Origin of the sequence: Acinetobacter sp. CIP-A165 (assembly GCF_000367985.1) — a bacterium.
Lineage (GTDB): Bacteria > Pseudomonadota > Gammaproteobacteria > Pseudomonadales > Moraxellaceae > Acinetobacter.
This window is the reverse complement of the sequence record NZ_KB849206.1, coordinates 268,290-284,035: the sequence shown is the minus strand read 5'-3', so window position 1 is coordinate 284,035 and position 15,746 is coordinate 268,290. Positions and strand designations below refer to the sequence as shown.

Sequence of the window (15,746 nt, the reverse complement as noted above, 5' to 3'; positions counted from 1 at the left end):
TGTTTGAAATAGTTGTTAGTATTGAACTGATTGTGCAAGAAAGTTGAATAATAAATGGATAAGATCGAGCGCCTAAAAATATTTTGTTTGGTGGCAGACAAGCAGTCTTTCGCACAAGCGGCACTGCAATTGGGGCTGCCGCGTTCCAATGTCACTTATGCAATTCAATCACTTGAAAAAGAATATGAAGTGCTGTTGTTTTACCGTACGACACGTAAGGTTGCTTTAACGCATGAGGGTAGTCTGTTTTATGACGAAGCGATTCGTTTGGTCGCACAATTAAAAGAACTAAATCGTTTTAAAACCCATGTTCGCAGCCAAGAAGGCAAGATCAGTATTGGTATGCCGAAACGATTGGCAACACAGCTTTTGATTCCGAATTTACTCGCGTTTTATCGGCGTTATCCAAAGGTAAAAGTGTTGATCAATGGCAGTGATGATTTTTCTAATTTGATCGAACAACAACTCGATTGCGTGGTGCGAGTAGGGCAAGTTCAGGATGAATACTTACTGATTCGACCGATTACCCAGACCAAGATCTGGACATTGGCATCACCGCAGTATGTCGCTGAGTTTGGGGAACCTAAAAGTTTTGATGAGTTACAGCAGCATTTTGCTGTGGATTATCATGTGGCAAAAAACTACCGAGAAATGAGTGAACTTGCGTTTCGTGATCATCGTATCGATATGCCGTATCGCTTACTGATCGAAAACACTGAAGCTTATATTCATGCAGGTTTGGCAGGTATTGGCATGATTCAAATTCCTGAGTTCGATGCTGTGCCTTATGTTCAACAAGGAACACTGCAACGCCTATTTGTCGATATTCCCAGTTTAGAATTACCTGTCAATATTTTGCTGACAGATCGACAATACCGTCCAAAGTATTTTCAGGACTTCATCGATTGGTTGGATGATTTACTCAAAAAACGGCTTTAAGCTGTGGTTTTTGCCAAGAACAATTGCTTTGACATTCAGCAATATTTGCAGTAAAACTTAAATTAGAGTAATTACTCTAATTTTATTAGGGGTAATAATGCAGATTGGTCGACAAGCATGGATGATACAAACTTCAGGCGATTTATCTTTGAAAGATCGTATGGTTCTATTGAGTCATAGTCTATTGCCTGTACTCAAACAAAGTATAAAAATGTACGCTTTCGCATCTCAATCTAAGCGGAATGTACAGCATGATTTGAGTCTCGATGATCTGTATTTACCTGATAGCGCTGATGTAAAGCAGGCATTGCAGAAGATGCAATCTTGTAGTTCTGAAGCCTTGCAAAATCATTGTTTGAGAACTTGGTGTTATGCAGTTGCATTTGCCAAGATGCAAAATTTAAAGCGCGATGATGAGCTATTGGCGGTGTCATGTTTATTGCATGATTTGGGGATGACTGAACAGCATTATCAGCATCATGAAAACTGTCGATGCTTTGCAGGACAGGGGGCTTATGCTGCTAAAGACTGGTCAATTGAGCGGGGTTGGCATGCCCCTCGTGCGGATCAACTATTTGACGTGATCAGTATGCATATGAATCCTTATGTGGCGCTGGAAGATGGCATCGAAGCACATTTACTACAACAAGCTGCCAGTTGTGATGTGATCGGCAGTCGTGGTTTTGAATTTTCTCAGCAGTTTAGACAACAATTATATGCGCAACATCCACGCTTGGACTTTAATCACAAGATGATTGAATTTAGTCAGTTAGAAGCAATCAACCGTCCAAAGTCTCGTACTGCGATGGTGGTACAGAGTGGTTTTAAGCAGCTTATAAATTTGAATCCTTATCTGGTTAAGTAATTTCATCCTTTATTCCTTCCAATAAAAAAGCAGCGCATATCTCTATGCGTTGCTTTTTTATTTTGCAGGGAGTTGCTTAAATTACCAATGTTCACCTGGGAACAAACGCGCGTAAGCACGCTGCATGATGTTTAACTTTTCTTGCTGACCTACTGAGGCAGTAGAACTTGGGAATAAGTTAAAGCCAATCGACATCAAAATATTATTGATGTCTGGCGCAACCGCATAGGTGATCGATGCTAAGCGACCTAAGTTGGTTGCGATTTTCTTCGGACGTTTTACGATCGCATAAGCAATCAAATCGGCCGCTTGTTCTGGAGAAAGTGTTGGAACATATTTATACATTTTAGTTGGCGCAATCATCGGTGTACGCACTAATGGCATATAAATAGAGGTGATCGCAATCTTGTGTGAATGAACTTCAGCAGAGAGACAACGACTAAATGCATCAAGTGCAGCTTTAGAAGCAACATACGCTGAGAAACGGGTTGCATTGGCAAGTACACCGATCGAGCTAATGTTAATGATTTGACCATCTTTACGTTGCATCATATGCGGCAAGATATTCAAAACTAAGCGTACAGCACCAAAGTAGTTAAGCTGCATAGTACGTTCAAAGTCATGAAAACGATCAACTGACTCATGCACAGCACGACGAATTGAACGCCCCGCGTTGTTGACTAAAATATCAATGTGATCATAATGTGGTTCCGTTAATTAGACCACTCAATTCAGTTTTATAAGTGATAAATCCGCTCTAAATATTTAAATTATGCTGCCATTACTTTTAGTAAATGTTGATCATAAAATTCATCCGGTGTTGCCTTATTCAAACTTGAATGAGGACGTATCATGTTATAAAAATCCAAATATTCAGCAATTGATTGTTTCGCTTGTTTAACCGTATCGTAAGCCTTCAAATAGACTTCCTCATGCTTCACGCTGCGCCATAAACGCTCAATCATTACATTATCCATCCATCGTCCTTTCCCATCCATACTGATACGGATATTTCGCAATTTTAACTCATTCAAAAATGCCTCGCTTGTGAATTGACTGCCTTGGTCTGTATTAAACACCTCAGGACAACCATATTTCACAATTGCTTCTTGCAACGCATCTATGCAAAAGCCTGTTTCCATACTGATCGATACACGATGAGCCAGTACTTTACGACTATGCCAATCTATAATTGCACACAGATAGACAAAGCCTTTAGCCATAGGAATGTACGTGATATCTGTACACCAGACTTGATTAGAGTGATCGATGACCATGTTTTTCAACAGATATGGGAAAATACGGTGTGCAAGATTAGGCTTACTGGTATTGGGTTTTGGATACAAGGCATGTATTCCCATCAAGCGCATTAAACGTCGGACTTTACGCCGACCTATTTGATGCCCTTGACGCTGTAGCATATCTCGTATCATTCGACTGCCCATAAATGGGTAGTCGAGATGAATTTCATCGATCAGGCGCATCAAACTCAAATCAGTTGATGAAATCTCTTTGGACTTGTAATACAACGTACTGCGATTGATTTGAATCAATTGCGATTGTTGTCGTACCGAAAGTTGATGGGTCTTATCGATCATTTTTTGCCGCTCAGCTGCCCTATTTTTCTGAGCGCACCTTCTAAAAAATCAATTTGCAATGCCTGATGTCCTATCTTGGCATGTAGAGCTTTGAGGTCAATCTCTGGTTCTTGTTGTGCTGTTGGTCGTGAAAAAATATTGACTGATTGCTCAAGCAGTTGATTTTTCCAATCGATGATTTGGTTTTGATGTAAATCGAATTGAGTAGAAAGTTCAGCGAGTGTGTGGTCGCCTTTAATTGCTGCGAGAGCAACTTTAACTTTAAACTCTGCTGAATGATTACGACGTTTTCTTCGTGTCATGGTTGACTCCAAAAACAAGCATTTCCCATGCTTATTGGGGAGTAGATTATCACTTATAGGCGTGGTCTAAAATCCTAGAACCACATCAATCAACAGAAGCTAAAATCTCTTTTGAAACCGCATCAATCGATTCCATATCGTTGAGATCACATGGGAATACAGTGGCTTTACCACCTTCTGCTTCGATCTCAGCTTTTACTTCATCTAATTTCTCTTTGGTACGCGCTAGCAATAAGACATGTGCACCTGCTTGAGCAAGATATTTTGAAACCGTTAAACCAATGCCACTTGAAGCGCCTGTGACAATGATTGTTTTCCCGTCGACTTTTTGTTGAAAAAGCTTTTTGAGTTTTGCGTTCATGTAAGTTTCCTACATTAATCAAGCTGTTGTTTACAATGTCCTTGTGTTGCGATTAAACACTGCACTTTATTTTGTACTAATATTAACCGTTTTTTTTGTTTGTCTAGTGTAAATGTTTGAAATATAATAATATTTTTAGAGTAAAAGCTCTAAAACAAATGATTGTAATAGTTGAAAATGCAATAATATTTTTCTTCAAAAGCATAAAAAACAGCCTCTAAAGTGAGGCTGTTGTCTTTTATTCAGTTTAAACCTGAGCGAGGGCTTGTTCGAGGTCTGAAATCAGATCGTCGATATGCTCAATCCCAATAGACAAGCGGACTAGGTCTTCACTCACACCAGCAGATTTAAGTTCTTCTGCGTTGAGTTGACGATGGGTCGTCGTTGCAGGATGACATGCCAAGCTTTTTGCATCGCCAATGTTAACCAGACGAGTAAATAACTGTAATGCATCAATAAAGCGAGTTCCACCATCTAAGCCATCCTGTACCCCAAAGGAAAGGATGGCAGAAGGTTTACCTTTCACATATTTTTGTGCCAAATGATGCTGTGGATGGTCGGTTAAACCAGCATAATTGACCCATTTGACTTTTGGGTGTTGTTTTAAATATTTTGCAACTTGAAGGGCGTTTTCAGTGTGGCGCTCCATACGAAGGTTTAACGTTTCTAAACCTTGTAAAATAAGGAAGACGCTGAGCGGGCTAATGGCTGCACCTGTATTTCGTAATGGAACAACACGAGCACGAGCGATATAAGCTGCTTCACCGAGCACTTCAACGTAATTTACGCCGTGATAACTTGGGTCTGGCGTATTCAGTACTTTAAAACGCTCTGGATATTTGCCCCAAGGAAATTTGCCACTATCGACAATAATGCCACCAATACTATTGCCATGACCGCCGATGTATTTAGTCAATGAGTGAATGACAATATCCGCACCAAATTCAAACGGCTTTAATAGGGCAGGGGTTGCAACGGTATTATCAACAATAACTGGGATACCATATTCATGGGCAATTTTTGAGATTGCTTCTAAGTCGATAATATTGCCCAGTGGGTTGCCGATCGACTCAACAAAAACCAATTTAGTTTTATCATCAATCAAGTTGCGTAAGCTTTCAGGGTTTTGATAATCAAAGAAGCGAACTTCGATGCCTTGTTTGGGTAGGGTATGTGCAAATAGATTATACGTTCCACCATAGAGTGTTGAAACCGAAGCAATATTGTCACCTGCTTCAGCAATGGTTTGAATCGAATAAGTGATGGCTGCCATCCCAGATGCTAAAGCTAATGCGCCAATCCCACCCTCAAGTGCTGCAATACGTTGTTCCAGCACAGCCGTGGTTGGGTTCATGATACGGGTATAGATATTTCCCTGAACTTTTAAATCAAATAAATCTGCACCATGTTGCGTGTTGTCAAAAGCATAAGAGGTGGTTTGGTAAATAGGGACAGCCACTGCTTTAGTCGTTGCCTCTGGTGAATAGCCCGCATGAATCGCTAAAGTTTCATCTTTATAAGTCATGATTACATCATCTACGTGAGTTAAATAGTGACCGAGTTTAGCTTAAAAACCGTCCAGAAAGGTGCATAATTTATGCGATTTATTGCGTTTTTATTCATATAAACAGAATCTTGGTCTCTTCCTATTTTTTTCAGCATGACTGTATCGTGAATCGTGTAACGTCTTGAAAAAGAAAATCCTTTGAATGAAGCAAACAAATATCATCTTAACTTCATGTTAATCCGGTTTTCAGCGTATAATACGTGCGATTATTTTTCGCTTTTTGCGATTTATTGGTTTTTCAGTTGAGGAGTCCTGCGTGGCCCAATATATTTATACGATGAATCGAGTGTCGAAGATGGTTCCGCCTAAGCGCGAAATCCTAAAAGACATCTCTTTATCATTTTTCCCAGGCGCAAAAATTGGTGTGCTTGGTTTGAACGGTGCAGGTAAATCTACCCTACTCCGTATTATGGCTGGCGTAGATAAAGATTTCTCAGGTGAAGCGCGTGCACAACCAGGAATCAAAATCGGTTATTTAGAACAAGAGCCACCATTAGATCCAAGTAAAGATGTTCGTGGAAACGTTGAAGATGGCGTACGTGAAGCACTAGATGCGTTAGAACGTCTTGATCAAGTTTTTGCTGAATATGCTGACCCTGATGCAGATTTTGATGCACTTGCAAAAGAGCAAGAAAAATTAGAATCAATCATTCATGCTTGGGATGCACATAACCTCAATAACCAACTTGAAATTGCGGCAGGTGCTTTGAACCTACCAGCTTGGGATGCAGATGTATCTCTACTTTCAGGTGGTGAGCGTCGTCGTGTGGCACTTTGCCGTTTATTGCTGTCTAAGCCTGATATGTTGCTTCTAGATGAACCGACGAACCATTTGGATGCTGAATCAGTATCTTGGTTAGAACGTTTCTTGAAAGATTTCCCAGGTACGATCGTTGCGATTACGCATGACCGTTATTTCTTGGATAACGTGGCTGAGTGGATTCTTGAACTTGACCGTGGCATGGGTATTCCTTATCAAGGTAACTATACCTCTTGGCTTGAGCAGAAAAATGCACGTTTAGAGCAAGAGAATAAACAAGAAGAATCTTTTGCTAAGGCATTGAAGAAAGAACTTGAATGGGTTCGCTCAAATGCCAAAGGTCAGCAAAAGAAAAACAAAGCGCGTATGGAACGTTTTGAAGAGTTGAACTCTAAAGAATTCCAACAGCGTAATGAAACTTCTGAAATCTATATTCCACCTGGCCCACGCCTAGGAAATAAAGTTGTAGAAGTTGAAGGCATCAGTAAATCATTTGATGGTCGCCTACTTTATAAAGACTTAACATTTACCATACCGCCAACTGCGATTGTGGGTATTGTTGGTCCTAACGGTGCGGGTAAAACCACATTATTCCGTATGATGACAGGTGAACAGCAACCTGATACTGGTACGGTAACGTTGGGTGAGTCTGTTAAAGTGGCGTATGTTGGTCAGATTCGCGATACTTTAGATAACAATAAAACTGTTTGGGAAGAAGTTTCTGGCGGTTTAGATATCTTGAAAATCGGTGATTATGAAATCGCATCGCGTGCTTATATCGGCCGCTTTAACTTCAAAGGTCAAGATCAGCAAAAACGTGTTGGTGAGCTGTCAGGTGGTGAGCGTAATCGTTTACAACTGGCAAAAATCTTACAGTTAGGTGCAAACGTAATCTTACTGGATGAGCCATCAAACGACTTGGATATCGAAACTTTACGTGCGCTTGAGGATGCAATTCTTGTATTCCCAGGTACTGTGATGGTGGTATCGCATGACCGTTGGTTCTTAGACCGTATTGCAACGCATATCTTGTCTTTTGAAAATGAACAGCCAGAATTCTACACAGGTAACTATGCAGAATATGAAGCATATCGCCAGTCACGTTTAGGTGATGAAGCAGGTGCAAAGCGTTCAAAATATAAAAAGATTACGGGTTAATAACTCATTAAAAAACCAGCCTAAGGGCTGGTTTTTTTATTCTCCTACAAGAATGATACTTGTAAATCCTTCGTCTAAAGAAGGTGCTTCTATCGCAGCGAAAACATTTTTTAGGGCTTGCTCATCTACCATTTTATCTATAGTTCTTTGCGCATTTCTTTCCAAACAAATCGCTAAATCTGTTTTGAATAAAACAGCTATACATTGAAGATTTTTTTGGGCTGCAATATCGAGAATTGGTGCTCGTTCAATTTTCTTAACTAAAATCGCATCAAAAACAATATTATAAGGCTCTTCCTTGATTTTTTTGTCAGCCCAAGTGCTTTTACCAGCAGCTTGGCAACCAATCAGGACATAAACGATTTGTACGCTAGAATTGTTAATGACTTCTTTTTCAAAGTCATCAAAGCATTTTGCCCATGCGATCTGATTTCGTTTAGCAGTGAAGACTCTACCAGAGACTGTTTCTAAATAGTGATCGGGGTTGATATGCATTTGAGCCTAAGGGAGTAAATATATTTATGAGAATATGGATATATTAAGCATCGAAAAATTTTAAAGTGTTTACTTTTTGTTTAATGTAATTTTATTACATACACATTGCTTGTTATAGTAAGGCAAATTTTGACCAGTTGGTGAAACGTGCGACGTTGCGCTGTATTTATGACACTCTTGCTAAGTTTGTTCATATTCCAAAGTATTTGGAATGTGGCAGCGGCTTATTGCAGTCATGAAACTACAAGCAAAGCAACGATAGCCGTTACTCATTTCGGTCATCATCTTTTAGATAACTCAAAAGATCAGGTAAGTTCTTTCACCGTGGTTGAAGATAATCTTGATTTATCACAACCGTTGAATCTGCAAGATCATCATGATCATTTGCCAACATGTTTTCATGTGGCTGTCATCGCAGGGCAACAGCAGCTGAATGAACCTGTTTTACGAATGCATGAATTAGAACAAAAATATCACTGGTCAAATGATTACCAGTCTCCTTATTTGTCTGGATTAAACCGACCTCCTGTACTCACCCCGCTTTTGGTGGGATAGCCAAAAAGCCCACCAGAAATAGATCTATTTCAAAGGGTTCTTCTATGCTTGATGATGCACATAAAAAATGTAAAGCACTCTTATGAATGGAGGTCTCAATATCACATTCGAATATTTATTCTGATGTCATGTTGATCGGTACATTTGCGTCAAAGTTTTGTAAATCACGATTGAGTAAAAGTCTTCTGATCAAGACCTGCTGATTATGAGTAGACCCTAAGCGAATAATTTTTATTCATTTTATTTGGGTGTGAATTTATCCACCCAATGAATTGCAATATATAAATCAGGTGAGTGTTATGTCTATTAAATTAAATACAACGTTATGTTTTATGATTTTATTTCTTTCAGCGAGTTTCGCGAATGCTGATGGAGGTTTGATTTTCTTAGAAAAAAATCTACAGTCTCAGCAAGAAATGAAAGCAAATGTCGAACATGACATTAAGCACAGCAACACCAAGCATAAGTGTAAATCATCGGGTTAATTTTTTAGGGGACTGCTCGGCAAGTGAGCAGTCCCCGACTGTCAAAATGTATTGATTAGTTTTTGTGAATCTTGCGTTTTTAAAAAGATTTTAGTGCTGAATGGAGAGATGTAATTTTATTACATCAAACTTCCTTGCTATAGTCCAGTTGTGCAATTTTTGACTAAAGAGAAAAATTTGCGTCGTTCCAGTATTTTCGTGACCGTCTTGCTAAGTTTGTTCATATTCCAAAGTCTTTGGAATGTGGCAGCGGCTTATTGCGCCCATGAAAACACCAATCAGCAATCAACTTTCTCAAGTCATTTTGGGCATCATGTCCCTGATGCTATTGAAGCAGCAACGACTCAGGTTCAAACTTCCAAATTAGATACAACTGATTTGCCTATGCCTGTGAGTTTGCAAGATCATCACGATCATTTGCCGTCTTGCTTTCATGTGGTTACATCTGAAGTCCAGCAACAGTTTGATCAACCCATGTTGCGGACGCAAAAATTAAAACAAAAATATCATTGGTCGAATTCGTATCAGTCTCCGTATCTATCCAGTCTCAATCCGCCGCCTGTTCTGACCCCGCTATTGGTGGGGTAGCCGAAAAATAGCCCACCGCAACCTTATTATTTGCGGGGCTTAACATGTCTTTAAGTTTAAATCAGCGTACCCATACGCTAAAAAATTCTGTCCATTCATCACCATTCAAGTGGTCGATATTGGGGATTGCGCTCTCGACTGTGGTTTTCGGGCAATCCATCTCAGCGAAATCTGTACTCGATGTCAATCAGGCATCAGCAAGTTCAAGTGCTGTGAAGCAAAATTCTAATTTTGAAAAAATTTTGCAGCAGGTTCGTGCTTATCAAAACAATCAGTCAAGCTGGCAAACACAGCAACAGATGGCGAGTGTGCAGCTAAAACAAAGTGCTTTGTGGGCAAATCCGAGTATTTCGATTGAGCAAACAGGCTTTCAAAATGATCAAGACCGAGAGTTGTCCATTGGTATTTCACAGCCTTTAGATTTATTTGGTCAGCGTAAAGCGGCGCAAAAAGTGGCTAAGCTTTCCGCCAATCAAGTTGACTTGGAACAGCAACGCTACGACGCTGAGCTCGAATTGATCGTGCAATTTGTTTGGGCACAAGTGGCTTTATTACAACTCGAAAAATCAGTGATTGCTGAGCAATTACAAGTCAGTCAGCAAAACTTGGATGCCACTCAAAGACGTTATCAGGCAGGCAGCATTGCCCAAGTCGATGTTGAGCGGGTTCGTATCGCACATTTGGAAAATCAGCGGCTCTTTCAACAAGCGGATTTACAACTGCAACTGGCACAAAAGCAATTGGCGAGCCTTGCAGGAGAAAGCGTAAATCAATTTTCAATTTCTGCAAGCACGACTGAATTATGGACCAAAGCAACGCAGATCAAGGCAGTGACTGAGCAAAATGAGAATTTATTTGAGCGAGGTTTGCAGTTAGAAACGCAGCGTCAACAAGCGCAAATTGACCAACTCAAAGCCAAGTCACGTCCACAGCCGATCATGACGTTTGGTGTCAATCGCACCCGTTCAGCTGATCAATATAGCGAAAACCAAATCCGTTTAGGCGTTGAAATTCCACTCAATATTTTTAACTCCCAAAAATATGGGGTTCAAATTGCACAAGCCAAACAAAGCCTTATTCAGCAGCAACAACGTACTTATCGTCAGCAGAATCAGATGGATATTGATATTCGTCTAGCTGAATTGAAGGGCTTACAAGCGCAATTTAAGCAGCTCGACGATCAGCAAATTCCACTGGCGAATCAAGTTCAGCAAAAAACCTTGCAGGGCTTTCGTTTAGGCAAGTTTTCAGTCACCGATGTGCAACAAGCCACCATGCAGCTACAGGATGTGCGTTTACGTAAAGTGCAATTGCTAAAGCAAGCATGGCAACTCAGTACCGAACTGCAAAGTGCGCGTATGGGGCTTTCAACCGAACAAATCACCGCCAAAGATGCCTTGATGCAACTGAATCAGCGTATATGGCAACAAAGTAATGCTTTCCCAAACCAAGCTGGAGAATAACGAGATGAAGATTAAAGCAAAAATGCGTTCTCAATGGGTTTGGATTGCCATTATTGTCATTGTAACGATGCTTGTGGCTGCCGTGTTGTTGTGGAGTGGTCAGCGCAAAAGCAGCGAAAGCGCGGAACATGGCGAACAAGGGCATTCGCATCAGGAAAATGAAAAAGATCAGCATGCTGACACAGGAGAGGAGCACGAGTCAGAGGAAAGCTTAAGTCTAAGTGCCGAACAGATGCAGCAGTATAGTGTCAAGCTTGCTCAAGTCGCGCTCGGTGAAGTCAATCAAGTGCAAACTTTCCCTGCAAAACTGACGGTCAATACCGATCGTCAGGCGCACGTTTCCCCAAGTTTTGCGGGGCGAGTTGAGTCCGTATATGTGGAGTTAGGGCAACAAGTCAAACGAGGACAAGCATTGGCAAATTTGCTCGTGCCTGACTTGGTTGACCAACAAGCCAATCTGCAAATTGCGCAAACCAACTTAGACTTGGCAAAACAAGATTATGAGCGTGAACGTAGTCTTTGGTCACAAGGTATTTCTGCCAAACAAGAATATCAACGCGCCTATAACGCCTATCGCCAAGCCCAAATCCAAGTACAAGCAGCGCGCTCACGTTTAACTGCATTTGGAGCAGCTTCAGGATCAAATGGACGCTATCGCTTAACAGCACCGATCAGTGGTGTGATCAGCAATAAAGATATTGTGATTGGTGAAAATGTTCAGCTTGCAGATCAACTATTTACCATTGATCAATTAGACCAACTTTGGCTGGAGTTTGTATTGCCGACCATGGTCAATATCAATGTACAGCCGAATCAGCAAATTCGTTTTAAATCGCTGCAAACAGGCAATCAATTTAATGCGCAAGTCCAGAGCTTGACCTCTGAAGCAGATGCACAAACTGGTCGCTTACAAGTACGTGCCAAAGTTTTATCCAACGCGGCTGAGCTACGTCCAAACTTGATGGTCAATGTTGAATTACAAGCAGGTTCACAGCCATCAGTGATGCGAGTCAGTGCCGAAGCGATTCAACAGATTGAAGGCAAAGATGTGGTTTTTGTAGCGAAGTCGAATCCGAAAAAAGGTTTCGATTTTAATGCAGTTCCAGTACAGATCGGACAGCGTAGCCAAGATGGGCAATGGGTTGAAATTACTCAGGGTCTAACAGCAGGTCAGTCTTATGTCGCAGTCGGCAGTTTCTTGTTGAAGTCTGAACTTGAAAAAGGAGAGGCTGAGCATGGACACTAATTCTTCTCAATTGCCAAAACCTGAAGGCTTATTTGATCGCCTGATTCAGTTTGCGATTAAAAATGCCATTTGGGTCATACTGTTTGTGATGACATGGATTGCAGTAGGTGTGTGGAGTTATCAGAAACTACCGATTGATGCCGTTCCTGATATTACTAATACGCAGGTACAGATTAATACCCAAGCCAATGGCTATACCGCTTTAGAAGTTGAACAGCGAATTACCTATCCGATTGAAACTGCAATGGCAGGGATACCTGACCTAGAACAAACCCGTTCGATTTCGCGTTATGGTTTATCGCAAGTCACCATTATTTTCAAAGATGGCACTGATATTTATTGGGCCAGACAGTTGATCAATCAACGTTTGCAAGAAGCTGATGGACAATTGCCTGATGCGGTTGATCCTGTGATGTCTCCTGTTTCGACTGGTTTAGGCGAAATATATCAGTGGGTAGTCAAAGCCAAAGCTGGTGCGAAAAAAGAGGATGGTACGCCTTATAGCGCAATGGATTTACGTGAAATCCAAGACTGGATCGTGCGTCCACAATTGCAGCGCGTCAAAGGTGTTGCTGAAATCAACAGTATTGGGGGGTACAACAAAACCTATATTGTTTCGCCTGACTTAAAACGCCTACAACAGTTACAGATTTCACTCACTGAATTTCAAACCGCATTGCAGGAGAATAATGAAAACCGTGGCGCAGGTTTCATTGAGGAGAACGGTCAACAATTAACGGTTCGCGTGCCGGGTATGTTGAGTACCATCGAAGATATCCAGAACATCACTGTCAGTATCAAAAATGGTTCACCGATTCGTGTGTCAGATGTTGCAACGGTTGCAATCGGGCATGACTTACGTACTGGTGCAGCAACCTATAATGGTGAAGAGACTGTTCTCGGCATCGCCATGATGATGATGGGCGAAAACAGTCGTACAGTTGCTCAAGCGGTGGATGCAAAAATCCAAGAAATTCAATCGACGCTCCCGAAAGGTGTAGAAATTGAAACGGTGTATGATCGAACGACGTTGGTCAACAAAGCCATCAAAACGGTGCAGAAGAATTTAGTTGAAGGCGCGATCTTGGTGATCGTGATTTTATTTATTTTCTTAGGTAATTTTCGTGCGGCTTTAATCACAGCCTGCGTGATTCCACTTTCCATGCTGTTCACATTGACGGGCATGGCACAGCAGAATATCAGTGCCAACTTGATGAGTTTGGGCGCATTGGACTTCGGGATCATTGTCGATGGTGCGGTGGTGATTGTTGAAAACTGTATTCGACGGCTTGCAGAGGCACAGCATCATGCGGGGCGATTACTCACCCGACAAGAACGCTTTAAAGAAGTCTTTCTTGCAGCAAAACAAGCACGTAAACCGTTATTGTTTGGGCAAGCCATCATTATGGTGGTGTATTTACCGATTTTTGCACTGACAGGTGTAGAAGCGAAAATGTTCCATCCGATGGCGATGACGGTGGTGATGGCATTACTGGGTGCAATGATTCTATCGGTGACTTTTGTACCTGCCGCGGTTGCCTTATTCATTACGGGTGAGGTCAAGGAAAAAGAATCACGTTGGATGCAGACTTTAAAAGGGAAGTATCAACAGATCTTAGATTGGGCTTATCAATTCAAAATGGTGGTTGTGACATTTGCTATCAGTATCTTGGTCTTGACTGGGGTGTTAATCACTCAAATCGGCAGTGAATTTGCCCCACAACTGAGTGAAGGTGATTTTGCAGTACAACAAATGCGGTCGCCAAGTACAGGTTTAGAACAGTCTTTAAGGATGCAGGAAAATACTGAAAAGCTGATTCTGAAAAACTTTCCAGAGGTGAAGGCGGTATTTGCTCGTACAGGTACGGCTGAAGTCGCGACCGATGTCATGCCACCCAATATTTCTGATGCAGTTATTTTATTGAAACCTAAAGATCAATGGAAAAATCCAAAAGAAAGCATTGATGCGTTGCGTACCCGTATGCAAGCATTCTTAGAAACCATCCCAGGTAATAACAGTGAGTTTTCTCAACCGATTGAATTGCGTTTTAATGAGTTAATTTCAGGAATACGCAGTGATGTGGGAATTAAAGTATTTGGCGATGATATGAATGTGCTCGATACACAAGCACAAGCGATTGCTCAAAAAGTACAAAAGATTTCAGGTGCGACAGCAGTCAAAGTTGAACAGACCAGTGGTTTGCCTGTATTAAATGTGGATATTAACAATGCGCTTGCGGCGCAATATGGTTTGTCGGTGAAAACTATTCAAGATGTGGTTGCGGCCAGTGTCGGTGGTCAAAATGTCGGTCAGATTTTACAGGGCGACCGTCGTTTTGATTTTGAAATTCGTCTACCTGACGATCAACGCACCGCACAAAACTTGGCGCAGCTCCCGATCCAATTACCCAATGGTGGTCTGATTCAATTACAAGATGTCGCTAAAGTCGAAACCATCTCAGGCATGAGCCAAGTTGGGCGTGAAAATGGTAAACGTCGTGTCATTGTGACGGCAAATGTAGAAGGACGTGACCTTGGTTCATTTGTGCAAGAGTTGCAAACGACCCTGAAGCAGCAACCTTTACCCGCAGGCTATTGGTTGGAATATGGTGGGCAGTTTGAAAACTTGGCATCTGCGGCAGCACGTATGCAGATCGTGATTCCACTGGCATTGATTGCGATTTTTACTTTATTGATGGCGGTATTCCACAACTTTAAAGAAAGCTTGCTGGTATTTAGTGGCGTGCCATTTGCCTTGTCTGGTGGACTGGTTGCGCTGTGGTTACGAGATATTCCATTGTCGATGTCTGCGGGTGTGGGCTTTATTGCACTTTCAGGTGTTGCGGTATTGAATGGTTTGGTGATGCTGAGTTTTATCAAAGAACTACGTGATCAATTCGATCTGCATATCGCCACATGGCAAGGTGCAGTCTTGCGTTTGCGTCCTGTTTTGATGACGGCTTTTGTGGCATCACTGGGCTTTATTCCGATGGCGATCGCGACTGGAACTGGTGCAGAGGTACAGCGTCCATTGGCAACAGTGGTGATTGGTGGGATTATTTCATCGACTTTACTGACTTTGGTGATCTTGCCTGTAGTGTATCGCTGGATGAATGAGAGGGATTGTTGACCCTTGTATTTCATGGTGGAGTCTTACTGTGATGAGCTTGATCTCATCCGTTAACTCCGTTACTTTTTTAAAAAAGTAACCAAAAACTTTGTCATCCACAAAACCTGTTCACTTTCTGCATTTCATAAACAGCGTCGCAGAAACGGTATATAGCGGATACCACGCAGGTTGTGGATGACGTCTAGCACGAGTAAATGATAGTGAAAATAGGCAGTTTTTGTTTTTCACGCAAAT

At 41.5% G+C, this 15,746-nt stretch carries 12 protein-coding genes and 2 pseudogenes; 9 read left to right on the top strand and 5 right to left on the bottom strand.

What is annotated here, in order from left to right:
• The first annotated feature begins 54 nt into the window (after positions 1-54).
• Positions 55-939, top strand: coding sequence for a LysR family transcriptional regulator (locus F991_RS15625; RefSeq protein ID WP_004673271.1), 885 nt, complete (start codon positions 55-57; stop codon positions 937-939).
• Between the two features lie 97 nt (positions 940-1,036).
• The gene (locus F991_RS15620) at positions 1,037-1,804 is read left to right on the top strand and encodes an HD domain-containing protein (protein WP_004673270.1); all 768 of its coding nucleotides are present in this window, start codon (positions 1,037-1,039) and stop codon (positions 1,802-1,804) included.
• Positions 1,805-1,885: 81 nt separating this feature from the next.
• On the opposite strand, the pseudogene F991_RS15615 reads toward F991_RS15620, so the two are convergent.
• The 4 genes and pseudogenes from F991_RS15615 to F991_RS15595 form a co-directional block, all read right to left on the bottom strand.
• Positions 1,886-2,503 (bottom strand): annotated as a pseudogene (locus tag F991_RS15615) (SDR family NAD(P)-dependent oxidoreductase); the annotation flags it as partial.
• Between the two features lie 71 nt (positions 2,504-2,574).
• A protein-coding gene (locus F991_RS15610) for an IS3-like element ISAcsp5 family transposase (RefSeq protein WP_100222370.1) occupies positions 2,575-3,704 on the bottom strand; the annotation gives its coding sequence in 2 pieces (ribosomal slippage) (positions 2,575-3,452 and positions 3,452-3,704; 1,131 coding nt in all).
• An 88-nt stretch (positions 3,705-3,792) separates the two neighbouring features.
• Positions 3,793-4,065, bottom strand: a pseudogene (locus tag F991_RS15600) (SDR family NAD(P)-dependent oxidoreductase); the annotation flags it as partial.
• Positions 4,066-4,312: 247 nt separating this feature from the next.
• Positions 4,313-5,590: an O-acetylhomoserine aminocarboxypropyltransferase/cysteine synthase family protein gene (locus tag F991_RS15595; RefSeq protein WP_004673267.1), complete on the bottom strand. Its 1,278-nt coding sequence runs from the start codon at positions 5,588-5,590 to the stop codon at positions 4,313-4,315.
• A gap of 298 nt (positions 5,591-5,888) precedes the next feature.
• On the opposite strand from F991_RS15595, the gene ettA reads away from it, so the two are divergent.
• Positions 5,889-7,550 carry an energy-dependent translational throttle protein EttA gene (gene ettA, locus F991_RS15590; RefSeq protein WP_004673266.1) on the top strand — a complete coding sequence of 554 codons (1,662 nt, stop codon included), beginning with the start codon at positions 5,889-5,891 and terminating at the stop codon, positions 7,548-7,550.
• Between the two features lie 36 nt (positions 7,551-7,586).
• Here ettA and F991_RS15585 read toward each other — a convergent pair whose 3' ends face one another.
• Positions 7,587-8,045 carry an AAA family ATPase gene (locus F991_RS15585; RefSeq protein ID WP_004673265.1) on the bottom strand — a complete coding sequence of 153 codons (459 nt, stop codon included), beginning with the start codon at positions 8,043-8,045 and terminating at the stop codon, positions 7,587-7,589.
• A 147-nt stretch (positions 8,046-8,192) separates the two neighbouring features.
• On the opposite strand from F991_RS15585, the gene F991_RS15580 reads away from it, so the two are divergent.
• From F991_RS15580 to F991_RS15555, 6 genes are all read left to right on the top strand, one after another.
• The gene (locus F991_RS15580) at positions 8,193-8,600 is read left to right on the top strand and encodes a cation efflux protein, CzcI-like (protein ID WP_347005838.1); all 408 of its coding nucleotides are present in this window, start codon (positions 8,193-8,195) and stop codon (positions 8,598-8,600) included.
• A 299-nt stretch (positions 8,601-8,899) separates the two neighbouring features.
• Positions 8,900-9,085: a hypothetical protein gene (locus F991_RS15575; protein ID WP_004673261.1), complete on the top strand. Its 186-nt coding sequence runs from the start codon at positions 8,900-8,902 to the stop codon at positions 9,083-9,085.
• Between the two features lie 177 nt (positions 9,086-9,262).
• Entirely contained in the window at positions 9,263-9,673 is a 411-nt protein-coding gene (locus tag F991_RS15570; RefSeq protein WP_034595734.1) for a cation efflux protein, CzcI-like, read from the top strand.
• Positions 9,674-9,717: 44 nt separating this feature from the next.
• Positions 9,718-11,136 carry a TolC family protein gene (locus F991_RS15565; RefSeq protein WP_004673255.1) on the top strand — a complete coding sequence of 473 codons (1,419 nt, stop codon included), beginning with the start codon at positions 9,718-9,720 and terminating at the stop codon, positions 11,134-11,136.
• Positions 11,137-11,140: 4 nt separating this feature from the next.
• Positions 11,141-12,382, top strand: a complete 1,242-nt coding sequence (locus F991_RS15560; RefSeq protein WP_004673253.1) for an efflux RND transporter periplasmic adaptor subunit — start codon at positions 11,141-11,143, stop codon at positions 12,380-12,382.
• Positions 12,372-15,512 carry an efflux RND transporter permease subunit gene (locus F991_RS15555; protein ID WP_004673250.1) on the top strand — a complete coding sequence of 1,047 codons (3,141 nt, stop codon included), beginning with the start codon at positions 12,372-12,374 and terminating at the stop codon, positions 15,510-15,512. Before F991_RS15560 ends, F991_RS15555 begins: the two co-directional genes overlap by 11 nt.
• The last annotated feature ends 234 nt before the right edge of the window (positions 15,513-15,746 follow it).